Origin of the sequence: Cupriavidus sp. SZY C1, assembly GCF_032190535.1 — a bacterium.
Lineage (GTDB): Bacteria > Pseudomonadota > Gammaproteobacteria > Burkholderiales > Burkholderiaceae > Cupriavidus > Cupriavidus pauculus_C.
In genome coordinates this window covers 47,124-70,318 of the sequence record NZ_JAUANU010000015.1, presented here as the reverse complement: position 1 = coordinate 70,318, position 23,195 = coordinate 47,124, and the positions used below count along the sequence as shown (strand labels likewise).

Genomic DNA, 23,195 nt, shown 5'->3' with positions numbered 1-23,195 from the left:
CCAGCCGGCTATTCCGCCTTGGCGCCAGAGTCCTTGACCACCTTGGCCCACTTGGCGATCTCGCTGCGCTGGTACTCGGCCAGCTTCTCGGGCGGGCCGAGCACCGGGTCCAGCCCCAGCGTCTTGAGCTTGGCCTGCACGTCCGGCAACGTGAAGATCCGGTTCAGCTCGGCGTTGAGCCGGGCCACCACGTCCTTGGGCGTGTGGGCCGGCGCGAAGACCGCGAACCACGACGTGGCGTCGTAGCCCGGCAGGCCCTGTTCGGCGATGGTGGGGATGTCGGGCGCCGATGCCGACCGCTGGGCGCTGGTCACGCCCAGCGCGCGCAGCTTGCCCTCCTTCACCACGGGCAGCGCCGAGGGCAGGTTGTCGAACATCATCGTGATATGGCCGCCGAGCAGGTCCGGAATGGCCATCGCCCGGCCCTTGTACGGCACGTGCACGATCTTCGTGCCGGCCATCGTGTTGAACAGCTCGCCCGCCACGTGCAGCGACGTGCCGACGCCCGGCGTGCCGAACGTCAACTGCCCCGGCTTGGACTTGGCCAGCGCGATCAGTTCCTGCACGTTCCTGGCCTGCACCGACGGATGCACGACCAGCACGTTGGGCGTGGACGCCAGCAGGATCACGGGCACGAAGTCCTTGACCATGTCGTAGGGCATCTTGCTGTAGAGCGCCCCGTTGATCGAATGCGTGCCGACCGTGCCCAGCGCCAGCGTGTAGCCGTCGGGCGGGGCCTTGGCGACGATCTCGCCGCCGATGTTGCCGCCCGCGCCAGGCTTGTTGTCCACCACCACGGGCTGGCCCAGGGACACCTTCTCGGAGAAGATGCGCGACAGGATGTCCGGCGCGCCGCCGCTGGGAAAGCCCACCACGATCCGGATCGGCTTGGACGGGTAGGCATCGGCGGCCTGCACCACGGGCGCCGTCATCACTGCGGCCGTGGCGGCCAGTATCGCCAGCACCTGCCGGCGCCGGAACAGTCGAGCACGCATGTCTGTCTCCTGAATCGTTCTTGTGGGATTTGCTGCTACACGGCGATATTGCCGAATTCCTGGGTGACCTGCTCGTGCAGCCGGCGCATGCCGCGCAGCCAGCGATCGTAGTCCTGGCCCTTGCGGCGATAGTATTCCAGCACCTCGGGGTGCGGCAGGATCAGGAAACTTTCGTTGGCCACGCCTTCAAGCGTCTTCTCGGCCACGTGCTCCGGCGTGACCGAACCCGCCTGCAGAAAGCCCTTGCGCTCGCCATCGTCGCCGAACAGCATCTTCGTCTGCACGCCCTGCGGGCAGATGCAGCTCACCTTGATGCCACGCTCGCCGTAGGTGATCGACAGCCACTCGGCAAAGCCGATCGCGGCGTGCTTGGTCACCGCGTACGGCGCCGAGCCGATCTGCGACAGCAGGCCCGCCGCCGACACCGTGTTGACGAAGTACCCCTCGCCGCGCGCCAGCATCTGCGGCAGCACGGCCCGTGCCGCGTGGATGTGGGCCATGACGTTGATTTCCCAGATGCGCTGCCAGTCGTCGGCGGAGGCTTCCAGCCCCTTGCGCAGGATGATGCCGGCGTTCGAGCAGAACACGTCCACCTGGCCAAAGCGCTGCGTGGCCACGTCGACCAGCCCCTGCACGGCGGCCGCATCGGCCACATCCACGCGCTGCGAGAAGACCTGGCAGTCCGGCGCGGCTGCGGCGGCCTCGGCGGCCACCTGTGCAGCGCCCGCCGCGTCGATGTCGGCCACCGCCACGCCACGGGCGCCGGCCTGCGCAAACGCCAGCACCAGTGCGCGGCCGATGCCGGTGCCACCGCCGGTGACGATCACGGTCTTGTTGCGAATCTCCATCTCTCTCTCCTTGCAGGTTTTCGGAATCGGTCAGGCGGGCTGCCAGAGCCGCGCGGCCAGCGTATCGGCCAGCTCGCGGATGCGCGGGCCCAGGTTGCCTTCGAGCACTTCGGGCGACAGGCGCGTGGATGCGCCGCCAATGTTGAGCGCCAGCACCTCGGAGCCATCGGCCAGCCGCACGGGCGCGGCGGCGCCGCTGACCGAGCGGTCCCATTCGGCATGGGCCACGCAGAAGCCGCGCCGCGCGTGTTCGCGCATCGCCCGTTCCAGCTTGGTCCGCACGGCCGACCAGCGCGCGCCGTGGTGGCGCTCCAGCTCGGCCATGACCGCCACGCGGCGCGGCGCCGGCAGCCCGGCCAGCCACGCACGGCCCATCGCCGAGGTCGACATCGGCAGCCGCGACCCCGGCGTCAGCCGCATCACAAGCGCGCCACGCGGCTGGCAGACTTCCAGGTAAAGCATGTCGTGCCGGTCCGGCGCCGCCAGCGCCACGGTGCAACCGGTGGCGAACGCCAGCGACTGCATCAGCGGCTGCGCGATATGGCGGATGCCGGCACCCGACAGATACCGCTGGCCCGGCAGCATCGCGCCCTGGCCGATGCGGTACTTCTCCTGCGCCGGCACGTAGACCAGATAGCCCAGGCTGGCCAGCGTGTAGGTCAGCCGCGACACGGTCGGTCGGGGAATACCCGTACGACGCGACAACTCGGCGTTGCCCAGGAAGTCGTCGTCGGGCCCGAACGCACGCAGCAATTCCACCCCCCGCGCCAGCGCCGTCACGAAATTGCGGTCCTCGGCATCGTTCGGACACGCGACATCCGCCGACACCAGTGCGGCATCGAGCGGCTGCGGAATCGAGGTGGTGCGTTTCATGAGCGATTGATATCAGTTTCCATGCCGGCGAGCGCCGGTATGTAGGGAAAACATAGGGGCCATAGGCCCCGTAAATATGCGCCTGCTGGCCCGCCCCGCAGCAGCTTGCACGCTGAAATCAGGGAATACACGGACGGTTTTCGGCCCGTTGCGGGCATGCTATTTCGCGTATCGGAATACTACGTCTGATCGCTTGACGCTCGCTGAAACGCTATGCAAAGTCGCCGAAAAAGAACGACCGTGCGAGAACGCGACACGGCGTCGGACACAGCGCGGGTGCCCCGGTGGCACACCATCGCAAGGAGACAAACGCATGGCACTGTTTTTCCAGCAGTTCCTCAATGGCTTGACACTGGGCGGCGTCTACAGCCTGGTGGCCTTGGGGTTGACCCTTGTCTACGGCATCCTGCACGTGCCCAACTTCGCGCACGGCGCGTTGTACATGGCCGGCGCCTACGTGTCGTACTACGCCATGACCACGCTGGGCCTGAACTACTGGCTGGCGATGCTGGCCGCGGCCGCCGTGGTGGCCGTGCTGTCGATGCTGGCCGACCGGCTGGTGTTCCATCCGCTGCGCAACGCGCCCGAGATCCACGACATGATCGCGGCCATCGGCATCCTGCTGTTCCTGGAAGCCGGCGCGCAGGCGCTGTGGGGCGCCGACTTCCACCGCATGCCCACGCCGTACGGCCAGATGGTGGACATCTTCGGGCTCACCGCGCCGCTGCAGCGCGTGCTGATCATCGTGGCCGCGTTTGGCCTGATGGTGCTGCTGCACCTGTTCCTCACGCGCACGGTCACCGGCTCCACGATCATGGCGATGGCCCAGAACCGCGAGGGCGCGGCGCTGGTGGGCATCGACGCCACGCGCGTCACGCTGCTGGTGTTCGCCATCTCCGGTGCGCTGGCCGCCATCGCCGCCACGCTCTACGCGCCGATCAACCTCGTGTACCCGAGCATGGGCAACCTGGTGATCACCAAGGCGTTCGTCATCATCATCCTGGGCGGCATGGGCAGCATTCCCGGCGCCATCGTCGGCGGGCTGATCATCGGCATGGCCGAAAGCTTCGGCGGGTTCTACATCTCCACCGACTACAAGGACATCATCGCCTTCCTGCTGCTCGTGATCATCCTGTCGGTGCGTCCGCAGGGCCTGTTCGCCGGCAAGGCCGCCTGAGGAGACACCGACATGAAAGCACTGCAAGGCAAGACAGGCTGGGCGCTGCTGCTGGCCGCCGCCATCGCGTTTCCGCTGGCCGTTCCCAACAGCTACTTCCTGACCGTGATGACGCTCGCGTTCATCACCGCCATCGCCACCCTGGGCCTGAACCTGCTGACCGGGTACACGGGCCAGCTGAACCTGGCGCACGGCGGCTTCATGGCCGTCGGCGCCTACACGCTCGGCATCCTGACCGTCGACCACCAGGTGCCGTTCTGGCTGGCGTTCGCGCTGTCCGGCGTGGTCTGCATGGTGCTGGGCTACGGCGTGGGCGTGGTGTCGCTGCGCCTGAAGGGCCACTATTTCTCGATCTTCACGCTCTGCGTGGGCTACATCATCTACCTGGTGATCGAGAAGTGGGAGGGGCTCACACACGGCGCCGTCGGCCTGATCGGCATCCCGGTGCCGGCGGCCATCGGCCCGCTCGCCTTCGACAGCGTGCAGGCCCAGTACTACCTGGTGCTGGCGTTCCTGACGATCGGCACGTTCGTGATGCACCGCATCGTCGGCTCGCTGCTGGGGCGCGGCTTCATGGCCGTGCGCAACAGCGACGCGCTGGCCGAGGCGCTGGGTATCAACCTGATGCGCACCAAGGTGCTGTCGTTCGTGCTGTCGGTGGCCTACGCGGGCTTTGCCGGGGCACTCTACGCGGGGCAGGTGCGGTTCCTGGGCCCGGACATCGCGCGCACCGACATCACGTTCGACATGGTCATGTCGATGCTGGTGGGCGGCACGGGCACGCTGCTGGGGCCGCTGCTGGGCGCCGTGCTGGTGCCGTGGGTCACCCAGACGCTGCAGTTCCTGCAGGACTACCGGATGCTGGTGTTCGGCCCGGTGCTGATCCTGCTGATCATCTTCGTGCCCGACGGCATCGTGGGGTCCTACCTGAAGCGCCAGGCGCGCCGCGCCGCCGCGCAACGCCGGGGCGAACTGGCCGCCGCGCGCAACGCCCAGCCCATCGCCACGCGCCGCCCGGGAGCCGAGAATGCTTGAGATCCGCAACCTGACCAAGAAGTTTGGCGGCCTGACGGCCGTGCACGACGTGTCCGTGACGTTCGAGGCCGGCCACATCAACGCGATCATCGGCCCCAACGGCGCCGGCAAGACCACGTTCTTCAACCTGATCGCCGGCACGCACGCGCCCTCGTCCGGGCAGGTGCTGTTCAAGGGCCAGGACGTGGCGGGCCTGCGGGCCGACCAGATCGCGCGGCTGGGCGTGGCGCGCACGTTCCAGGCCACCGCGCTGTTCGACCGCGCCACGGTGCTGGACAACCTGATCGTCGGCCACCGCCTGCGCACGAAGTCCGGCCTGGCCGACGTGCTGCTGAACACGCGCCGCCTGCGCGAGGAAGAACGCCTGTGCCGCGACAAGGCCGAAGCCGCGCTGGACTTCGTCGGCCTGACCCATCTGGCGCACGAGGTGGCCGCCGATATCACGCAGGAAGCACGCAAGCGCGTGGCCTTTGCGCTCGCGCTGGCCACCGACCCCGACCTGCTGCTGCTCGACGAGCCGGCCGGCGGCGTGAACCCGGAGGAAACCGTGGGCCTGGCCGAGCTGATCCGCAAGATGGTGCGGCACGGCAAGACGGTCTGCCTGATCGAACACAAGATGGACATGATCATGCGGCTGGCCGACAAGATCATGGTGCTCAACTACGGCGAGAAGATCGCCGAGGGCACGCCCGCGCAGATCCAGCAGGACCCGCGCGTCATCGAAGCCTACCTGGGAGCCGACCATGTTGCAGCTTGAACGCGTCTCGCTGTCGTACGGCAGCTTCCGCGCCCTGGACAACATCACGCTCCACGCCGGCGCCGGCGAACTGGTGGTGCTGCTGGGCGCCAACGGGGCCGGCAAGAGCTCGATCTTCCTGGCGATGAGCGGCATCCATCGCACCAGCGGCGGCAGCATGCGCTTTGACGGCCGCGAGCTGGGCGGCATGAAGCCGTCGCAGATCGTGCAGGCCGGGCTCGTGCACTGCCCCGAAGGCCGCAAGCTGTTTCCGGCCATGAGCGTCGAGAAGAACCTGACGCTCGGCGCCTACGTGCACCGCCGCGACCGCGCCGGCATCCGCGCCACGCTGGAAGAGGTCTACGAGATGTTCCCGATCCTGCGCCAGAAGAAGGACGACCCGGCCGGCTCGCTGTCGGGCGGCCAGCAACAGATGGTGGCGCTGGGCCGCGCGCTGATGGGCCGCCCGCGCGCGCTGCTGCTCGACGAGCCGTCGCTGGGCCTGGCGCCGCTGGTGGTCAAGCAGATGTTCGAGGTGATCCAGCGCATCAACCGCGCCGGCACCACGGTGCTGCTGGCCGAGCAGAACGCCTACGCGGCGCTGGGCATCGCCCACCGCGCCTACGTGATCGAAAGCGGCCGCATCGTCATGGAAGGCGACCGCGACGCGCTGCTGAAGGACGAGGGAATCCGGAAGGCTTATATCGGGGGGTAGTGGAAAGGTTTGCTCCCCTCTCCCGCTCGCGGGAGAGGGGTTGGGGGAGAGGGCGTTGCGGTCCAAATCGCGACCGTCGCATCTGGAACGTCCTGCCCTCTCCCCCGCCCCTCTCCCGCAGGCGGGAGAGGGGAGAAAACAATTGGCTATCGAAGCCAGAACAGACTAGGAGACAGCACATGCACCACCAAACACTGGGTCGTTTCTTCGCGCTTGCCGCGTGCGCCGCGGCGGCAGTCCTGGCTTCCTCGCCCGCGCTGGCGCAGGAAGTGGTCAAGATCGGCTATACCGGCCCGCTGTCGGGCGGTGCCGCGCTCTATGGCAAGAACGTGCTGTCGGGCATCCAGATGGCCGTCGACGAGATCAACGCGGGCGGCCTGCAGGTGGGCGGCAAGAAGGTGAAGCTCGAAGTCGTGGCGCTGGACGACAAGTACGCGCCGGCCGAGGCCGCGATCAATGCGCGCCGGCTGGTGCAGCAGCACAAGACGCCGGCCGTGTTCGTGCCGCACTCGGGTGGCATCTTCGCGCTGCAGGCGTTCAACGAGCAGGAGAAGTTCCTGGTCATGGCTTATTCCAGCGTGCCGCGCATTACCGACGCCGGCAACAAGCTGACGATCCGCATCCCGCCGGCCTACACCGGCTACATCGAGCCGTTCGTCAAGGCGCAGATGAAGCGCTACGGCAAGAACGTGGCGCTGGTGCCGGCCGACCACGACTACGCCAAGGCGTGGGTGCAGGCGTTCGTGCCGGCCTGGGAAGGCGCGGGCGGCAAGGTCGTCGGCAACAACCCGATGTCGTACACCAAGGCCACCGACTTCTACACCGGCGTGTCGCGCGCCATCGCCGACAAGCCGGACGTGATGTTCGTGGGCGGCCCGTCAGAGCCGACGGCGCTGGTGGTCAAGCAGGCCCGCGAGCTGGGCTTCAAGGGCGGCTTCATCATCATGGACCAGGCCAAGATGGACGAGATGGCCAAGGTCACCAACGGGCTGGGCATGCTGGAAGGCTCCATCGGCGTGATGCCGCTGGTCAACGACGCCCGCCCGGCCGCGCAGGCGTACAACGCCCGCTACAAGAAGCTGCATGACGGCCGCGACGCCACCACGGAGATGTCGCTGAACTACACGATGACGTGGGCGCTGGCCAACGCGATGAAGCTGGCCGGCACCACCACCGACGCGGCGGCCATCCGGGCAAAGATGCCCGATGCGGTCAAGGCGCTGCCGAAGGAAGTGAATCCGAACGAGGTGGACGGCATCGACGCCAAGGGCGGCTCCGAGGCCGACACCGTGGTCGGCTGGGTGCAGAAGGGCAAGATCGAGCCGGTGCGCCTGTCGGAACTGGCGAAGTAAGGCGCCGCAAAGAGAGAGAGGCGGAGGGGGCAGTACCCGGCTGGCGGGCAGCCAGCATCGACAAGGCAGTCAAAACAGTCGACGTGGAGAGAAGCGAAGGGCGTCCGGCACCACCGGACGCCCTTTGTCTTTGCTGCCGCCGGTCAGGCCCGGCGCTAGCGCCGGTCGTCGTTGCGCGCCTGCTGGCCGCGCTGCTGCTGTTGCTGCTGTTGCTGCTGTTGCTGCTGGAACTGGCGCTGGCGGTCCTGCTGCTGGCGCTGCTGCTCCTGGAACTGGCGCTGCTGTTCCTGCGCCTGCCGCTGCATGTGCTGCTGTTGCTGCTGCGCCTGCTGTTGCTGCTGCTCGTGCACGCGCCGCTGCTGCTCCTGCGCCTGGCGCTGCTGCTCCATCATCTGCTGGCGCTGCATGGCCTGTTGGCGCTGCTGCTCAAACTGCTGGCGCTGCTGTTCCTGGAATTGGCGGGCCTGCTCCAGTTGCTCGCGCTGCGCCGCCTGCTGCCGCTGCTGGTCGATCTGCTGCCGCTGCTGCTCCTGGAACTGCCGCTGCTGGTCGCGCATCTGCGCCTGCCGCTGCATGTCGGCCTGCCGTTCCTGCGCCTGCCGCTGCTGGTCGGCGAACTGCCGCTGGCGCTCCTGCGCCTGACGCTGAATATCCTGCTGCAGCCGATCCTGCTGCTGGCGCTGCTGGTCGAACTGCCGCTGGCGCTCCTGTGCCTGACGCTGGATATCCTGCTGCTGCCGATCCTGCTGCTGGCGTTGCTGGTCGAACTGCCGCTGGCGCTCCTGTGCCTGACGCTGGATATCCTGCTGCTGACGCTCCTGCTGCTGGCGTTGCTGGTCGAACTGCTGCCGGTTCATCGCCTCGCGCCGCTGGTCGTCCAGTTGCCGTTGCTGGTCCTGCATCATCCGCTGCTGCTCGAACTGCTGGCGCCGTTGCTGGTCTTCGCCCTGCCACCGCTGGCCCTGCATCTGCCGCTGCTGGCTGTCGAGCTGGCGCTGCAACGCCTGTTGCTGCTGACGCTGGTTGTCGGCGCTCTGCCGCTGCTGGTCGTCGAGCTGGCGCTGCTGCACGAACTGCTGGCGCTGCGCGTCCGGCATGCCCGCGCGTGGCTGGCCGCCCGACCAGCCGCCCGGTCCGCGCCCGGCCTGCGCCGCCTGGCTCATGCGGACGTCGGGCTGCCATGGCAGCGCCTGCGCCGGCTGCGGGCCGCGTCGGCGGTCGTCGCGGCCGGCCTGCTGGCCGCGGCCTTCCTGGCCCGGCTGCGGCCCCCGCCACGCCGGACCGGCCCCGGCGGTGCCGCCCTCGCGCGCAAAGCGGCGCGCCAGGTCGTCGCTGCCCAGCCGCCCCGGCTGCCGTGCCGCAATGGCCTGCCGTTCAAAGCCTTGCCGCGCCATCGGCGGCAAGCCCTGCGGCCGCGCGCCGCCGCCCCAAAGACTGGCCTTGACCGGCGCGATGATCGGCCCGCCACGCCCCTCGCCCACGGGCAGCGTGCGCCATTCGTCGCGATGGCTGCCGCGCGGCACGGGCCGGCCTTCCACGAAGTTGCGCGACGGCATGCCAGTGATGGCGCCGGGCACGTTGCGGTTGACCCAGCGGTCACGGTCGCCGCCGCGCATCCATGTGTTGTTGACGGTGATGTTGTTGATCCGCGTGATGTAGCGCGGGCTGGCCCGGTACACGGGCCGGTAGACGTCGCGCGGCCCCAGCGGGTACCACGCCACGCCCGGCCCGCCACCAATGCGGATGCTGGCGCCACCGATGAAGCCGACCACGGCCGGCGCGTAGCACGGCCGCACCGCCACCGGCCCCGGCACCCAGCCCCAACGGTTGCCGAAGTACGCCCAGCGCCCGTAGTGCGATGGCGCAAACCCCCACGGCGCGTCGTCGATCCACGTCCATCCCCACGGCGCCACCCAGGCCCAGTGGCCCGCGCTGTACGGCGCCCAGCCGGCCGCCACCGTGCGCGGAAACCACACCGCGCCGTAGCCGGGGTCCTGCTGCCAGTCGCCGTAGTCGTCCAGCGCGGTGTAGCCGGTCATGTCGGCCGGCACGTAGCGGGCGGACGGCGACGCGTCCTCGCGCGCGTCGCGGGCGGCGGTCCACTGGTCAAAGCTGTCGGGGCCCGGATAGTTGCCCGGCCCGGCGTCGGCCAGGTCGGTGCCGGCAAAGCGCATGCGCTGGCCGCGCGTCAACTCGATGGCGCGGGTGTCGCCATACAGCACGGCGCTGCCATGGCGCATCGTCACGAGCGTGGTGGTGCCATCGGGCGAGACGTCGATCCGGTAGTCGCCGGGCTCGCGCGGCACGAACGCCAGGTTGGGCGTGTCGACCTCCACCTGCTGGTCGGGCGGCAGCGCGCGCACGCGGAGCTGCAGCGTGCCCTGCGTCAGCTTGACCTGCGTGGCGCGATCGTCCAGGTTCAGGATCGTGGCGGCCGTGCCGCCCCCCAGGCGCACCGCCGTGGTGCCGGCGTGCAGTTCGGCGCGGCCGCCGGGGTCCACCCAGAGCCGGTCGCCGGTGGTCATCGGCCGGTTCAGCCCCACCGGCGCCCATTCGTCAGAGCTGGCCGGCGCAAAGCTGAGCCCGCCGGCCATGTCGGTCACGGTGGCGATGCGCGACGGCGGGTCGGCAGCCAGCGCGGACGGATCGCCCAGCACATTGGCGTCGTCGGGCGCCCGTTCGACATAGCCGGGCGGCACGGCGGCGTTGTAGTCCTGTGCGCCAGCCTGCCCTTGGGCAAGCAGCGCGGCCAGCCCGACGGCGGGCACGATGACGAGGCGATAACGGGGTTGCATGATCCAGTACCTGAGTCCGGCGGGTGTGCCGGCGAGCATGGCGGCACGCACCCGCTGCCACCGTATCCCGGATAACGGCAGGCGGACCGGTCTGTGCACCGGTCTTTGTAAGGACTTATTTCCCGGCATGCCCGGCGGGGCTTGCGGGACAAAGCCGGATACAAGTCTTGCAGTTGGGGGGCCGCCCCGCCGCCGGGCGGGACGATGCTGCGGTGCGGCAGGCGCCGCCGCTCAGCGCGGCTGGTTGCGCAGGAATTCGGTCAGCCGGTCGGCCGGCATCGGGCGGCCGTAGAGGTAGCCCTGCGCCTCCACACAGCCGTGGGCCAGCAGGAAATCGCGCTGCTCGGGCGTTTCCACGCCCTCGGCCACCACGCCGATCTGCAGGCTCTGGCCGACGTTGATGACCGAGCGGACGATGGCGGCGTCCACATTGTCCTGCGTGACGTTGCGGATGAACGACTGGTCGATCTTGAGCCGGTCCACCGGAAACGTCTTCAGGAAGCTCAGCGACGCGTAACCGGTGCCAAAGTCGTCGCAGGTCAGCGTCACGCCGTCGCGGCGCAGCGCCTGAAGCTGGTCGGACACCTCGTCGCCCTGCTGCAGGGCGATGGTCTCGGTAATCTCGATTTCCAGCCGGTCGGGCGGCAGCTCCAGCGCGCGCAGCACGTGGCGCACCTCGGTCAGCAGCCGGCTTTCGGCCAGCTGGGCGGCAAACAGGTTGATGGCCACGCGCGGCGCGTCCTCGAACGTCAGCGACCATGCCCGCGCCTGGGCGCAGGCCGTGTGCAGCAGCCACATGCCCACGTCGGCGGCCACGCTGCTGGCGGCCAGCGCGTCGATGAACGCGGCCGGCGTGAGCAGGCCCAGCGTGGGATGGCGCCAGCGCATCAGCGCCTCGGCGCCCTTGACGCGGCCGTCCCGCAGGTCCACCTGCGGCTGGTACAGCAGTTCGAACTGGCGTTGGGCGTAGGCTTCGCGCAGGGCCTGCACCAAAGACAGGCGCGTGGTCACGTCGGCCCGCATCTGCGGCTTGAAGAAGCGGATGGTGCGGCCGCCGTCGTGCTTGGCCCGGGCCAGCGCCAGGCTGGCGGCGGCCAGCACGTCGGCCGTGCTGTCGCCGCCGGCGGGCATCACGCACGCGCCCAGGCTGGCCAGCACGTGGTGGCGGTTGCCATTGAGTTCGAAGGGGGCGGACAGCATCGACAGGATGGCCGCACTGACATGGCGCACGAGCGTGGGGTCCGAGATCGACGTCAGCAGCACGCCGAATTCGTCGCCGCCCACGCGGCCCACCACGGCGTCGCGCGGCGACGCATCGCGCAGGCGGCGGGCCACCTGCTGCAGCACGGCGTCGCCTTCGGCATGGCCGTGCATGTCGTTAAAAGCGCGGAAATCGTCGATACCCACCAGCAACAGGGCGAAACGGGGCGTCGTCTCGCTTTGCAGACGCGCTTCCACCCGCTTCAAGAACGCCTGGCGGACGACCACGCCGGTCAGCGGATCCAGGTCCGCCGGCGGCAAGGCGCCAGTCGCCTGCGCCTCCGACTTGGCCACCATCCCTGCCCTATCAGTTGTGATGAACATGTTTCCCGCTCAAGCTATTTGGCAAGTGTGACGAAAACCTTGAAAAAAGCAAGCGCTTCAAATTCCCGCCGCTCCCGCGCAACGGCGCGGCCTGGCGGGTAGCGGGCCGCCGTTGAAATGGCCCGGGCGTTACAGTACCCTACGCCGCAAACGCCTACCACCCGTTCGTGGGATTCCCCAGGGTCCGGTGGGCGTGCCCCGGCCGGCGGCCCGGGCCGGCCCCGCCGCCCCCGCCGCCCCCGTCCCGGCCCAACCAGACTCCATAGACCGTGAACCACTGGACCATCCGCACGCGCATCCTGGCAAGCTTCACCTTCATCCTGCTGGTCATGACGATGATGAGCCTGGCGGCCTATAACCGGCTGACGGCCATCGAGCGCGAAACCACGATCATGCGCACCGACGCGCTGCCCGGCCTGAACTACAGCGCCGGCATGCGCGGCGTCTGGGGCGAGCTCTACGTGCTGGCCTGGCAGACGGTGACCGCGGCCGACCCGGCGCAGCGCGCCCGGCTGCACGCCCAGACCGAGGACGCCACGCGCCGGCTGGACCGGCTGCAGAAGCTGTACGCGGATTCGATCCAGCGTGACGTCGATCGCACCCGGTTCCAGGCGTTCCTGGAACTGCGCAGCCGATACGAGCAGGCCGCCCAGCCCTACCTTGACCCCGTTCGCGGCAAGGACACCGTCGCCGCCGAGGCCGCCCTGCGCGGCGGCGCGCACGAGATCTGGATAGAAGGCCGCAAGGCGCTGCAGGGTCTGGTGGACGACAACGGCAAGGTCAATGACAGCGCCGCCGCCGGCATCGTCGATGCCGTGGACACGGCCAAGGTCAGCATCGAGGTAGCGCTGGCCATCGCCGTGCTGGCCGCGCTGGTCTGCGGCTTCCTGCTGCTGCGCGCCATCAACAGCCCCATGCGATCCATCGTGGCGCTGCTGGACACCATGCGCGGCGGCGACCTGCGCGAGCGCATGACGCTGAACCGGCGCGACGAATTCCGGGCCGTCGAGGAAGGCTTCAACCAGCTGGCCGGCGAACTGACGTCGCTGGTCGGCCAGGCGCAGCGGTCGGCCATCCAGGTCACGACGTCGGTCAACGAGATTGCCGCCACGGCCCGCCAGCAGCAGGCCACCGCCACCGAGACGGCCGCCACGACCACGCAGATCGGCGCCACGTCGCGCGAGATCTCGGCCACGGCGCGCGACCTCGTCCGCACCATGAACGAGGTATCGCACGCGGCCGAGCAGACCGCCGGGCTGGCCGGCACGGGCCAGGTGGGCCTGTCGCGCATGGAAGGCACGATGCACCATGTGATGGAGGCCGCCGGGTCCGTCAACGCGCGGCTGGCCACGTTGAACGAGAAGGCCGGCAACATCAACCAGGTGGTCACGACCATCGCCCGCGTGGCGGACCAGACCAACCTGCTGTCGCTGAACGCCGCGATCGAGGCCGAGAAGGCTGGTGAGTACGGCCGGGGCTTCTCCGTGGTGGCCACCGAGATCCGCCGGCTGGCGGACCAGACCGCCGTGGCCACCTACGACATCGAGCAGATCGTGCGCGAGATCCAGTCGGCCGTGTCCGCCGGCGTGATGGGCATGGACAAGTTCTCGGAGGAAGTGCGGCGCGGGATGTCGGAGGTGACCCAGGTAGGCGACCAGCTTTCGCAGATCATCGGCCAGGTGCAGTCGCTGGCGCCGCGCGTGCAGATGGTCAACGAGGGCATGCAGGCCCAGGCCGGCGGCGCCGAGCAGATCAACCAGGCGCTGATGCAGCTCTCCGAGGCCGCGCAGCAGACCGTGGAATCGCTGCGCCAGTCTAGCCAGGCCATCGACGAGCTGACGCTGGTCTCCAACGAACTGCGCAGCGGCGTCTCGCGCTTCAAGGTCTGAGCGGGCCGGCCGCCCTTCGCCATGGCGCTCTTCCTGCTGTTCCGCATCGGGCCCGACTACTACGCGATCGATAGCGGCGAGGTGGCCGAGGTGCTGCCGCTGACCGCCACCAAGCAGATTCCCGGCGCCCCGGCCTGGGTCTGCGGCCTGATGGTGCGCGCCGGGCAGCCGGTGCCCGTGATCGACGTGACCGCGCTGGCCACGGGCACCCCGGCCGGCGCGCGCACCAGTACCCGGACCGTGCTGGTTAACTACCGTCGACCCGCGCCGATGTCCAGAACCGCCGAAACTGCCGATTTCATCGATCAAGCCGATCCCGCCACCGCTGCCGAAACCGCGCCGGCCGCGCGGCTGCTGGGGCTGCGGCTCGAATATGCGACCGACACGCTGCGGTGCGACCCGGCATCGTTCGTCGACAGCGGCATCGACCCCGGCCAGGCGCGCTACCTGGGCCCGGTGCGCCACGACGCGCGCGGGCTGGTGCAGTGGGTCCGGGTGGCCGACCTGCTGCCCGAAGACGTGCATACGATGCTGTTCCCCGACGCCCTGCCCGCATGACGGACCTGCCCCATCCCCCCACGCAGATCGAAACGCTGCTCAAGGAGCGGATCGGCCTGGACGCGACGGCCATCGGCCCGGCCGTCATTGCCCGCGCCGTGGAGGCGCGCCGGCTGGCCGTGGGTGCCGCCGATCCGGCCGCCTACTGGAACGTGCTGCACGCCGCGCCCGACGAACTCCAGGCGCTGATCGAGGCCGTGGTGGTGCCCGAGACGTGGTTCTTCCGCCACCGTGAAGCGCTGCTGGCGCTGGGCACGTTCGCGGCCCAGCGCGTGTTCGGCGACGGCGAGCGCCTGCTGCGCGTGCTGAGCCTGCCGTGCTCCACCGGCGAGGAACCGTATTCCATTGCGATGGCGCTGTTCGACGCCGGGCTGCCGGCCGACCGTTTCCGCGTGGATGCCGTGGACGTCAGCGCCCGCGCGCTGGCACGCGCCGGCGCCGGCCTGTATGGCAGCAACGCGTTCCGCGGCGTGCCGCTCGATTTCCGCGACCGCTATTTCGCGCCGGCCCCGGGCGGCTACCAGCTCTCCGAGAAGGTGCGCGCGCAAGTCCGCCTGTTGCAGGGCAATCTTGTCGCGCCGGGCCTGCTGGCCAGCGAACCGCCCTACCACTTCGTGTTCTGCCGCAACCTGCTGATCTATTTCGATATCGCCACGCAGCAGCGGACTGTGCAGACGCTGCGCCGGCTGGCACAGCCCGGCGGGCTGATCTTCGTCGGTCCGGCCGAGGCCAGCCTGCTGACCCGCGAGGGGCTGGCCAGCGCCGGCGTGCCGCTGGCCTTCGCGTTCCATCCCGAGCCGGTCGCCAGGCCAGTCGTGCCGGTCGTGCAATCCGTCCGGCCGCCCGTTGCGCCGCCGGTATTGCAGAGCATGGCACGCGCCACGCCGCCCGCCGTGCGTCCCGTGCGGATGCCGCCGCCTCCGGCCGTGGCGACTGCCAAGCCGGAGGACCCGCTGGCGTCGATCTCGGCGCTGGCCGACCGGGGCGAGCTGCAGGCCGCCACCGATGCCTGCCGCGCGTTCCTGGCGGCCCACGCGTCGTCGGCCGACGGCTGGTGCCTGCTGGGCGTGCTGAACGATGCGGCCGGCCATATCGCCGATGCGCACGCCGCCTATCGCAAGGCCGTCTACCTGGACCCCGGCCATGAAGAGGCCCTTTACCACCTGGCTGCCTTGCTCGACAGCGAGGGCGATGCCACCGGCGCCCATCGCCTGCGCGAGCGCGCGCAGCGTCATGCCCGACTGAGCCATGGCTGATTCCATCGTCCACGCCGCGCCCGCCACCCTGCCCGGCCTGGCCGCCGGCACCGTGTACGACTGCTGGCGCCGCATCGGCACCGGCGGCGACCGGTCCTGCCCGGAACTCGTCACGTACCTGCGCTGCCGCAATTGCCCGGTCTACGCGCAGGCGGCCGTGACCGTGCTCGACGCGCTGGCCGCTGGCAGCCTTGGCGGGGCCATGACGGACACGCTGCCCGCCGAGCACGCGGAGAGCCGCGAAGCCGGCCAGTCGGTGCTGGTCTTCCGCGTGGGAGAGGAATGGCTGGCACTGCCGACCATCGCGCTCGGCGAGATCACCGCGCCCGCGCCCGTGCACACGCTGCCGCACCGCCGCCACGCGGCGCTGCTGGGCGTGGCCGCCGTGCGCGGCACCCTGCTGACCTGCGTCTCGCTGGCGCAGTTGTTCGGCGATGCCCCCGAGGGCGACGACGCCCGCCCGGCGCGCTTCCTGATCCTCGGTCAGGGGCGCAGCGCCATCGCGCTGCCCGTGGCGGAGGTAGCCGGCGTCGAGCACGTGCCGCGCCGCGCGCTGCTGCCGCTGCCGGCCACGCTGACGCGGGCGTCGGCGCGCTACACGCAGGCGCTGTTCGAACATGCGGGCCACAGCGTGGGCCTGCTCGATGCGGACCTGCTGCGCCAGGCCCTGTCGCGGAGCCTGGCATGAACCCCGAACAGTTGCGCGATGCCTCGATGCTGGACCTGTTCGCGCTCGAAGCCGATGCGCAGGCCGAGGTGCTGAACGCCGGGCTGCTGGCGCTGGAACGCGACCCCACGGCCGCCACGCACCTCGAAGCCTGCATGCGCGCCGCGCATTCGCTCAAGGGCGCGGCGCGCATCGTCGGGCTCGATGGCGGCGTGCGCGTGGCCCATGTGATGGAAGACTGCCTGGTTGCCGCGCAGCGTGGCGGCATCGTGCTGACGCCAGCCCATATCGACGCGCTGCTGCAGGGCACCGACCTGCTCCAGCGCATCGGCCATCCGCCGGACGGCAACCTGCACTGGCCCGAGCTGGACGGCCGCGCCGAGATCGATGCGTGGATCGTGCAGATGAACCGGCTGCTCGATGGCGAGGACGTGGCACCGCCGGCGCCCCCGGCCGCGCCCGCCGTACCGTCGGAGCCGGCCGCGCCGGCGCCACAGCCCGTTGCCTCGGCCGAGCTGCCGGCGACGGCTGAATCGCACGAGCGCATGCTGCGCGTGAACGCCGACCGGCTGGACCGCCTGCTGGCGATGGCCGGCGAGGCGATGGTCGAATCGCACTGGCTGCGCCCGTTCGGCAGCGCCATGCAGCAGGCGCGGCGCCAGCAGATGCGCGCGCTGCAGGCGCTGGACGGCGTGCAGGGCCTGCTCGACACGCCCGACGTGGCAGTGCCGCGCCTGCGCGCCGCGCTGGCCGAACTGCGGCAACTGATGGAGGACGGCCAGGGCCAGCTATCCCAGCGCGTGGAGGAGTTCGACCAGTACGACCATCGTGCCACGCGGCTGTCGCGGCGGCTCTACGACACGGCGCTGTCGTGCCGCATGCGCCCGCTGTCGGACGGCATGACCGGTTTCTCGCGCATGGTGCGCGACCTGGGCCGCTCGCTGGGCAAGCAGGTGCAGCTGGTGCTGTCCGGCGAGCAGACGCAGGTGGACCGCGACATCCTCGAACAGCTCGACGCCCCGCTGGCCCACCTGCTGCGCAACGCGGTGGACCACGGCATCGAGGCCCCCGACGTGCGCCGCGCCGCCGGCAAGCCCGAGACCGGGCGCATCACGCTGGCCGCGCGCCACAACGCGGGCCGGCTCGTGATCGAGATTGCAGACGATGGCGCGGGCGTGGACCTCGACGCGCTGCGCGCGGCCATCGTGCGGCGCGGCCTGTCGCAGCCGGACACGGCCGCGCGGCTGTCGCAGGCCGAACTGCTGGAATTCCTGCTGCTGCCGGGCTTCAGCCTGCGCGAGACGGTGTCCGAGGTCTCGGGCCGTGGCGTGGGGCTCGATGCGGTGCAGGACATGGTGCGCGCCGTGCGTGGCAGCCTGAAGCTGTCGCAGCAGCCCGGCAGCGGCCTGCACTTCCATCTGGAACTGCCGCTGACGCTGTCGGTGGTGCGCGCGCTGCTGGTGGAGGTATCTGGCGAGGCGTATGCGTTTCCGCTGGGGCTGGTGCAGCGTGCCGTGCAGGTGCGGCGCGACGAGATCGAGCAGACCGAGCGGCACCAGCACTTCCGCCACGAAGGCCGCCCGGTGGGGCTGGTCAGCGCGGCGCAGATCCTGCAGCGTCCGGAGCCGCCGATCGAGGGCGATAGCGTGCCCGTGGTGGTGGTCGGCGAGCAGGACCGCGTCTACGGCATCGCCGTGGACCGGCTCGTGGGCGAGCGCATGCTGGTGGTGCAGCCGCTGGCGCAGGCGCTGGGCAAGATCAAGGACATCGCGGCGGGCAGCCTGACCGACGACGGCACGCCCGTGCTGATCTTCGACGTCGAGGACATGCAGCGGTCCGTGGAAAAGCTGGTCTCCGAGGGCCGGATCGAGCGCGTGCGGCAGGCCGGCACCGACGCCACGGCCGCGCGCCGCCGCCGCGTGCTGGTGGTGGATGATTCCTTGACCGTGCGCGAGCTGGAGCGCAAGCTGCTGGCCGGGCGCGGCTACGACGTCAGCGTGGCCGTGGACGGCATGGACGGCTGGAACGTGCTGCGCGCCGAACCGTTCGACCTCGTCATCACCGACGTCGACATGCCGCGCCTGGACGGCATCGAGCTGGTCACACGCATCCGCGGCGACGCGCGGCTGGCGCAGCTTCCGGTGATGATCGTGTCGTACAAGGACCGCGAGCAGGACCGCGAACGCGGCATGCAGGCCGGCGCGGACTACTACCTGGCCAAGGGCAGTTTCCACGATACCGCACTGCTGGACGCCGTGCGGGACCTGATCGGCGAGGCACGCACATGAAGATCGGCATCGTCAACGACTCCCCGCTGGCCGTAGCGGCGCTACGGCGCGCGCTGGCGCTGGACAGCACGCTGGAAATCGTCTGGGTGGCCGGCGACGGCGAACGCGGCGTGCAGATGGCCGCCGCGCAGACGCCGGACCTGATCCTGATGGACCTGCTGATGCCGGTGGTGGACGGCGTGGAAGCCACGCGCCGCATCATGGCGGCCACGCCGTGCGCCATCGTGGTGGTGACGATGGACCTGGGCCGCAACGCGAACAAGGTGTTCGACGCGATGGGCCATGGCGCCATCGACGCGGTGGACACCCCCACGCTGACGCAGTCCGACGCGACGCTCGCAGCCGGGCCGCTGCTGCGCAAGATCCGCAATATCGGCCGGCTGCTGGCGGGCCGCACGCAGGCACCGCCCGCGCTGGCGGCCGCGTCGTGCGCGCCGGCCGCACCGCGGCTGGTGGCCATCGGCGCGTCGGCGGGCGGGCCGGCCGCGCTGGCGACGCTGCTGGGCGCGCTGCCCGGCACGTTCGGCGCCGCCATCGTCGCCGTGCAGCACGTGGACGAGGCGTTTGCGCAGGGCATGGCCGAATGGCTCGACGCGCAATGCGCGCTGCCGGTACGCATCGCGCGCGCCGGCGAGCCGCCGCAGGCCGGCACCGTGCTGCTGGCCGGCACCAACGATCATCTGCGGCTGGTGGCCGGCGGCCGCATGGCCTACACGCCCGAGCCGGGCGACTACCTGTACCGGCCGTCCATCGACGTGTTCTTCGAGAGCGTGGTGGAACACTGGCGCGGCGACGCGGTGGGCGTGCTGCTGACCGGCATGGGCCGCGACGGCGCGCAGGGGCTGAAGGCGATGCGCGACCGCGGTTTCCTGACCATCGCGCAGGACCAGGCCACCAGCGCCGTCTACGGCATGCCCAAGGCCGCCGCCACGCTGGGCGCGGCCCAGGAAATCCTGCCGCTGCCGCGGATCGCCCCACGTCTGGTGCGGGCCTGCGGCGGCGAGACAACAAGACAAAAGGGGTAAGCAACATGGCAAGACAGGGGAATCCGGCCGATCCGTCGGCCGCCGCGAACGAATACCTGGCGATGGTGCTGCTGGTGGACGACCAGGCTATCATCGGCGAAGCCATCCGCCGCGCGCTGGCCGGCGAGACCGACATCGACTTCCACTACTGCGCCGATCCCGAGCAGGCGGTAGCCGTGGCCGAACGCACGCAGCCGACCGTGATCCTGCAGGACCTGGTGATGCCCGGCACGGACGGGCTGACGCTGGTGCGCCGCTACCGCGAGAACCCCGGCACGCGCGACATCCCGATCATCGTGCTGTCCACCAAGGAAGAGCCGACGATGAAGAGCGCGGCCTTTGCCGCCGGCGCCAACGACTACCTGGTCAAGCTGCCGGACACGATCGAGCTGGTGGCCCGCATCCGCTACCACTCGCGCTCCTACCTGAACCTGTTGCAGCGCGACGAGGCGTACCGCGCGCTGCGGCAGAGCCAGCAGCAACTGCTGGAGACCAACCTGGAGCTTCAGCGGCTGACCAACTCCGACGGACTGACCGGGCTGTCGAACCGGCGCTACTTCGACGAGTACCTGGGCGCCGAGTGGAAGCGCGCGCAGCGCGAGCAGACCCAGCTTGCGCTGCTGATGATGGACGTGGATGCGTTCAAGGCCTACAACGACACCTACGGCCACGTGGCCGGCGACGAGGTGCTGCGCCGCGTGGCCACCGTGATCCGCGACAACTGTGCGCGGCCGGCCGACCTGCCCGCGCGCTTTGGCGGCGAGGAGTTCTCGATGATCCTGCCCGCCACGTCGCCGGGCGGCGCGCGGCTGCTGGCCGAGAAGGTGCGGCGCGCCATCGAGACGCTGCGCATTGCGCACAGCGGGTCGCCCACCAGCGGCTTTGTCACGGTCAGCGTGGGCGGGGCCGTGATGGTGCCCGACGGCAAGGGGCCGTTCAGCCAGCTCGTGGAAGCGGCGGATGCGGGGCTCTATCAGGCCAAGCGCAACGGCCGCAACCAGGTGGTGATGGTGTAGTTTCTGCACGGATGCGCGCGCGGCGGTGCGCGCATCCTGCTTCGCGCCCAGCGTGGGCGCGGCTTTCCGGCTTGGCACATAACCTGCAGAACGGACGATTCCACATCGTCATCGTTCGAGAGAGGAAATCCGCCATGCCGAAGCAAACCCCGCCAAAGCCGTCATCGTCTTCCGCCACGCCACAGGGCGGCCAGTCCACGCCGCAGCACTCGGGCGACAACCCGAGCCAGGACCGCGCATCGGGCAGCAACAACGACGGCACCTACGAGAAGGCGGTAGCGGACCGGCTGTCGCCCCGCCCCGGCACGCTGGGCTCGCCGAGCGTCGGCAACCTCGTCTCCAACGCCGGCAAGACGCTGACCACCAACTCGGGCCTGCAGATTCCGGAGGACGACGACTCGCTGAAGCTGGGCCTGCGCGGCCCCACGCTGCTGGAAGATTTCCACCTGCGTGAAAAGATTACGCACTTCGATCACGAGCGCATTCCCGAGCGCGTGGTCCATGCGCGCGGCGCGGCCGCCCACGGCTACTTCGAGCTGACCGAGTCGCTGGAGGACTACACGACCGCCGAGCTGTTCACCCGCGTGGGCGAGAAAACGCCGGTCTTCGTGCGCTTTTCGACGGTGGCCGGGTCACGCGGATCGGCCGACCTGGCGCGCGACGTGCGCGGCTTTGCCACCAAGTTCTATACGCGCCAGGGCAACTTCGACCTGGTCGGCAACAACATGCCGGTCTTCTTCATCCAGGACGGCATCAAGTTTCCGGACTTCGTCCACTCGGTGAAGCCGGAGCCGCACAACGAGATCCCGCAGGCCGCCTCTGCCCACGACACGTTCTGGGACTTCGTCTCGCTGCAGCCCGAATCGATGCACATGGTGCTCTGGACGATGTCCGGCCGCGCCATCCCGCGCAGCTTCCGCACCATGGAGGGCTTTGGCGTCCACACGTTCCGGCTGATCAACGCGCGCGGCGAACCGACGCTGGTCAAGTACCACTGGAAGCCGGTGGGCGGCGCGCATTCGCTGATCTGGGACGAGGCGCTCAAGATCAACGGCAAGGACCCCGACTTCCACCGCCGCGACCTGTGGGACTCGATCGAGGCGGGCCAGTATCCCGAGTACGAGTTCGGCGTGCAGCTCGTGCCCGAGGCCGACATGCTCAAGCTCGGCTTCGACCTGCAGGACCCGACCAAGATCATCCCCGAGGAACTGGTGCCCGTGAAGCGCATCGGCCGGATGGTGCTGAACCGCAACCCGGACAACTTCTTCGCCGAGACCGAACAGGTGGCGTTCCACCCGGGCCACATCCTGCCCGGCATGGACTTCACGAACGATCCGCTGCTGCACGCGCGGCTGTTCTCGTACATCGACACGCAGATCACGCGGCTGGGCGGCCCCAACTTCCATGAGCTGCCGATCAACCGCCCGCTCTGCCCGGTGCACAACAACCAGCGCGACGGCTTCATGCGCCAGACCATCGTGCAGGGCAAGGAAAGCTACCAGCCGAATTCGGTAAGCGGCGGCTGCCCGTTCCTGGCCGGCGACAAGGACGCCTACCGCCACTTCCCGGCGCCGGCCGAGGACGGCGCGGTCAAGGTGCGCATCCGCAGCCAGACGTTTGCCGATCACTTCTCGCAGGCCAACCTGTTCTGGCGCAGCCAGTCGGACGTGGAGAAGAAGCAGATTATCGATGCCTACAGCTTCGAGCTGGCCAAGGTGTCGGACCCGGCCATCCGCGCGCGCGTGGTGGGCCAGATCGTGCACATCGCGCAGGAACTGGCCGATGGCGTGGCCGCGCAGCTTGGCATTCCGGTGGAGCCCGTGGGCCCGGCCGTGCAGATCAACGACTACGGCGTGCAGACGTCGCCGGCGCTGAGCCTGGACGCGCAGCCCAAGGGCGATATCACCGGGCGCAAGATCGCGGTGCTGGTCAACGACGGTGTGGACGACGCCGCAATCCAGTCGCTGCAAGCGCTGGCCGAAGGCATGCGGGCCAGCGCCAAGATCGTCGGCCCGCGCGCAAGCAGCGTGACCACGGCCGGCGGCGCCGCGCTGCCGGTGGACTTTGCGCTGTCGTCGGTCGGCTCGGTGCTGTTCGATGCCGTGTACGTGCCGGACGGCAAGAACCCGCCCGCCGATCCTGACCCGAACGCGCTGCTGTTCATCGCCGAATCCTACAAGCACTACAAGGCCGTGGGCGCCGGTGGCAGCGGTGCGCTGCTGGTGGCCGAGGCCGCGCGGCGCGTGGGCATCCAGGGCGGCTTTGCCGGCCCGGGCGTGGTGATCGGCAAGGCCGAGGACGCCAAGACGCACCAGGCGTTCCTCGACGCCGTGGGCGAGCATCGCTGGTGGCAGCGCCCCGACGCGCTGAAGATCCCGGTCTGACG

General features: G+C 69.8%; 18 protein-coding genes. 13 read left to right on the top strand and 5 right to left on the bottom strand.

The window, feature by feature from the left end; all coding sequences use genetic code 11:
* Positions 1-8: 8 nt before the first annotated feature.
* The 3 genes from QTN24_RS20925 to QTN24_RS20915 are packed head-to-tail and all read right to left on the bottom strand — an operon-like array spanning position 9 to position 2,716.
* The gene (locus QTN24_RS20925) at positions 9-995 is read right to left on the bottom strand and encodes a tripartite tricarboxylate transporter substrate binding protein (RefSeq protein ID WP_313839501.1); all 987 of its coding nucleotides are present in this window, start codon (positions 993-995) and stop codon (positions 9-11) included.
* Positions 996-1,030: 35 nt separating this feature from the next.
* Positions 1,031-1,843 (bottom strand): SDR family oxidoreductase, encoded by an 813-nt coding sequence (locus QTN24_RS20920; RefSeq protein ID WP_124685463.1) that lies wholly within the window; start codon positions 1,841-1,843, stop codon positions 1,031-1,033.
* A 30-nt stretch (positions 1,844-1,873) separates the two neighbouring features.
* On the bottom strand, positions 1,874-2,716 hold the full coding sequence (locus QTN24_RS20915; RefSeq protein ID WP_313839498.1) for an IclR family transcriptional regulator: 843 nt from the start codon (positions 2,714-2,716) through the stop codon (positions 1,874-1,876).
* Between the two features lie 313 nt (positions 2,717-3,029).
* Here QTN24_RS20915 and QTN24_RS20910 point away from each other — a divergent pair, with 313 nt between their 5' ends.
* From QTN24_RS20910 to QTN24_RS20890, 5 genes are all read left to right on the top strand, one after another.
* On the top strand, positions 3,030-3,893 hold the full coding sequence (locus tag QTN24_RS20910; protein ID WP_124685465.1) for a branched-chain amino acid ABC transporter permease: 864 nt from the start codon (positions 3,030-3,032) through the stop codon (positions 3,891-3,893).
* Between the two features lie 12 nt (positions 3,894-3,905).
* Positions 3,906-4,928 carry a branched-chain amino acid ABC transporter permease gene (locus tag QTN24_RS20905; RefSeq protein WP_313839496.1) on the top strand — a complete coding sequence of 341 codons (1,023 nt, stop codon included), beginning with the start codon at positions 3,906-3,908 and terminating at the stop codon, positions 4,926-4,928.
* Entirely contained in the window at positions 4,921-5,685 is a 765-nt protein-coding gene (locus tag QTN24_RS20900; protein ID WP_124685467.1) for an ABC transporter ATP-binding protein, read from the top strand. The genes QTN24_RS20905 and QTN24_RS20900 overlap by 8 nt, the downstream gene beginning before the upstream one ends.
* Positions 5,672-6,379 carry an ABC transporter ATP-binding protein gene (locus tag QTN24_RS20895; protein ID WP_313839494.1) on the top strand — a complete coding sequence of 236 codons (708 nt, stop codon included), beginning with the start codon at positions 5,672-5,674 and terminating at the stop codon, positions 6,377-6,379. The genes QTN24_RS20900 and QTN24_RS20895 overlap by 14 nt, the downstream gene beginning before the upstream one ends.
* Positions 6,380-6,558: 179 nt before the next feature.
* The gene (locus QTN24_RS20890; RefSeq protein WP_124685469.1) at positions 6,559-7,731 is read left to right on the top strand and encodes an ABC transporter substrate-binding protein; all 1,173 of its coding nucleotides are present in this window, start codon (positions 6,559-6,561) and stop codon (positions 7,729-7,731) included.
* Between the two features lie 155 nt (positions 7,732-7,886).
* Here QTN24_RS20890 and QTN24_RS20885 read toward each other — a convergent pair whose 3' ends face one another.
* Together QTN24_RS20885 and QTN24_RS20880 are read right to left on the bottom strand one after the other, a co-directional pair.
* Positions 7,887-10,526 carry a DUF6600 domain-containing protein gene (locus QTN24_RS20885; RefSeq protein WP_313839492.1) on the bottom strand — a complete coding sequence of 880 codons (2,640 nt, stop codon included), beginning with the start codon at positions 10,524-10,526 and terminating at the stop codon, positions 7,887-7,889.
* A 231-nt stretch (positions 10,527-10,757) separates the two neighbouring features.
* Entirely contained in the window at positions 10,758-12,083 is a 1,326-nt protein-coding gene (locus QTN24_RS20880; protein WP_313839616.1) for a bifunctional diguanylate cyclase/phosphodiesterase, read from the bottom strand.
* 296 nt (positions 12,084-12,379) lie between these two features.
* On the opposite strand from QTN24_RS20880, the gene QTN24_RS20875 reads away from it, so the two are divergent.
* The 8 genes from QTN24_RS20875 (at position 12,380) to QTN24_RS20840 (ending at position 23,193) form a co-directional block, all read left to right on the top strand.
* The gene (locus tag QTN24_RS20875) at positions 12,380-13,999 is read left to right on the top strand and encodes a methyl-accepting chemotaxis protein (protein WP_313839491.1); all 1,620 of its coding nucleotides are present in this window, start codon (positions 12,380-12,382) and stop codon (positions 13,997-13,999) included.
* 21 nt (positions 14,000-14,020) lie between these two features.
* Positions 14,021-14,557, top strand: coding sequence for a chemotaxis protein CheW (locus tag QTN24_RS20870; protein ID WP_313839489.1), 537 nt, complete (start codon positions 14,021-14,023; stop codon positions 14,555-14,557).
* Positions 14,554-15,813, top strand: coding sequence for a CheR family methyltransferase (locus QTN24_RS20865; RefSeq protein ID WP_313839487.1), 1,260 nt, complete (start codon positions 14,554-14,556; stop codon positions 15,811-15,813). Before QTN24_RS20870 ends, QTN24_RS20865 begins: the two co-directional genes overlap by 4 nt.
* Positions 15,806-16,501, top strand: a complete 696-nt coding sequence (locus QTN24_RS20860) for a chemotaxis protein CheW (RefSeq protein ID WP_313839485.1) — start codon at positions 15,806-15,808, stop codon at positions 16,499-16,501. The genes QTN24_RS20865 and QTN24_RS20860 overlap by 8 nt, the downstream gene beginning before the upstream one ends.
* Entirely contained in the window at positions 16,498-18,768 is a 2,271-nt protein-coding gene (locus QTN24_RS20855; RefSeq protein ID WP_313839483.1) for a hybrid sensor histidine kinase/response regulator, read from the top strand. Before QTN24_RS20860 ends, QTN24_RS20855 begins: the two co-directional genes overlap by 4 nt.
* A complete protein-coding gene (locus tag QTN24_RS20850; RefSeq protein WP_313839481.1) occupies positions 18,765-19,793 on the top strand; it encodes a chemotaxis response regulator protein-glutamate methylesterase in 1,029 nt (342 codons plus the stop codon). Before QTN24_RS20855 ends, QTN24_RS20850 begins: the two co-directional genes overlap by 4 nt.
* A gap of 5 nt (positions 19,794-19,798) precedes the next feature.
* Positions 19,799-20,809: a PleD family two-component system response regulator gene (locus QTN24_RS20845; RefSeq protein WP_124685477.1), complete on the top strand. Its 1,011-nt coding sequence runs from the start codon at positions 19,799-19,801 to the stop codon at positions 20,807-20,809.
* A 134-nt stretch (positions 20,810-20,943) separates the two neighbouring features.
* Entirely contained in the window at positions 20,944-23,193 is a 2,250-nt protein-coding gene (locus tag QTN24_RS20840; protein ID WP_124685478.1) for a catalase, read from the top strand.
* Positions 23,194-23,195 lie beyond the last annotated feature (2 nt).

What these genes read in the sequence shown, in the direction of transcription:
- QTN24_RS20925 (WP_313839501.1), bottom strand. Translation starts at nt 995, where the DNA reads ATGCGTGCTCGACTGTTCCGGCGCCGGCAGGTGCTGGCGATACTGGCC.
- QTN24_RS20920 (WP_124685463.1), bottom strand. Translation starts at nt 1,843, where the DNA reads ATGGAGATTCGCAACAAGACCGTGATCGTCACCGGCGGTGGCACCGGC.
- QTN24_RS20915 (WP_313839498.1), bottom strand. Translation starts at nt 2,716, where the DNA reads ATGAAACGCACCACCTCGATTCCGCAGCCGCTCGATGCCGCACTGGTG.
- QTN24_RS20910 (WP_124685465.1), top strand. Translation starts at nt 3,030, where the DNA reads ATGGCACTGTTTTTCCAGCAGTTCCTCAATGGCTTGACACTGGGCGGC.
- QTN24_RS20905 (WP_313839496.1), top strand. Translation starts at nt 3,906, where the DNA reads ATGAAAGCACTGCAAGGCAAGACAGGCTGGGCGCTGCTGCTGGCCGCC.
- QTN24_RS20900 (WP_124685467.1), top strand. Translation starts at nt 4,921, where the DNA reads ATGCTTGAGATCCGCAACCTGACCAAGAAGTTTGGCGGCCTGACGGCC.
- QTN24_RS20895 (WP_313839494.1), top strand. Translation starts at nt 5,672, where the DNA reads ATGTTGCAGCTTGAACGCGTCTCGCTGTCGTACGGCAGCTTCCGCGCC.
- QTN24_RS20890 (WP_124685469.1), top strand. Translation starts at nt 6,559, where the DNA reads ATGCACCACCAAACACTGGGTCGTTTCTTCGCGCTTGCCGCGTGCGCC.
- QTN24_RS20885 (WP_313839492.1), bottom strand. Translation starts at nt 10,526, where the DNA reads ATGCAACCCCGTTATCGCCTCGTCATCGTGCCCGCCGTCGGGCTGGCC.
- QTN24_RS20880 (WP_313839616.1), bottom strand. Translation starts at nt 12,083, where the DNA reads ATGGTGGCCAAGTCGGAGGCGCAGGCGACTGGCGCCTTGCCGCCGGCG.
- QTN24_RS20870 (WP_313839489.1), top strand. Translation starts at nt 14,021, where the DNA reads ATGGCGCTCTTCCTGCTGTTCCGCATCGGGCCCGACTACTACGCGATC.
- QTN24_RS20865 (WP_313839487.1), top strand. Translation starts at nt 14,554, where the DNA reads ATGACGGACCTGCCCCATCCCCCCACGCAGATCGAAACGCTGCTCAAG.
- QTN24_RS20860 (WP_313839485.1), top strand. Translation starts at nt 15,806, where the DNA reads ATGGCTGATTCCATCGTCCACGCCGCGCCCGCCACCCTGCCCGGCCTG.
- QTN24_RS20855 (WP_313839483.1), top strand. Translation starts at nt 16,498, where the DNA reads ATGAACCCCGAACAGTTGCGCGATGCCTCGATGCTGGACCTGTTCGCG.
- QTN24_RS20850 (WP_313839481.1), top strand. Translation starts at nt 18,765, where the DNA reads ATGAAGATCGGCATCGTCAACGACTCCCCGCTGGCCGTAGCGGCGCTA.
- QTN24_RS20845 (WP_124685477.1), top strand. Translation starts at nt 19,799, where the DNA reads ATGGCAAGACAGGGGAATCCGGCCGATCCGTCGGCCGCCGCGAACGAA.
- QTN24_RS20840 (WP_124685478.1), top strand. Translation starts at nt 20,944, where the DNA reads ATGCCGAAGCAAACCCCGCCAAAGCCGTCATCGTCTTCCGCCACGCCA.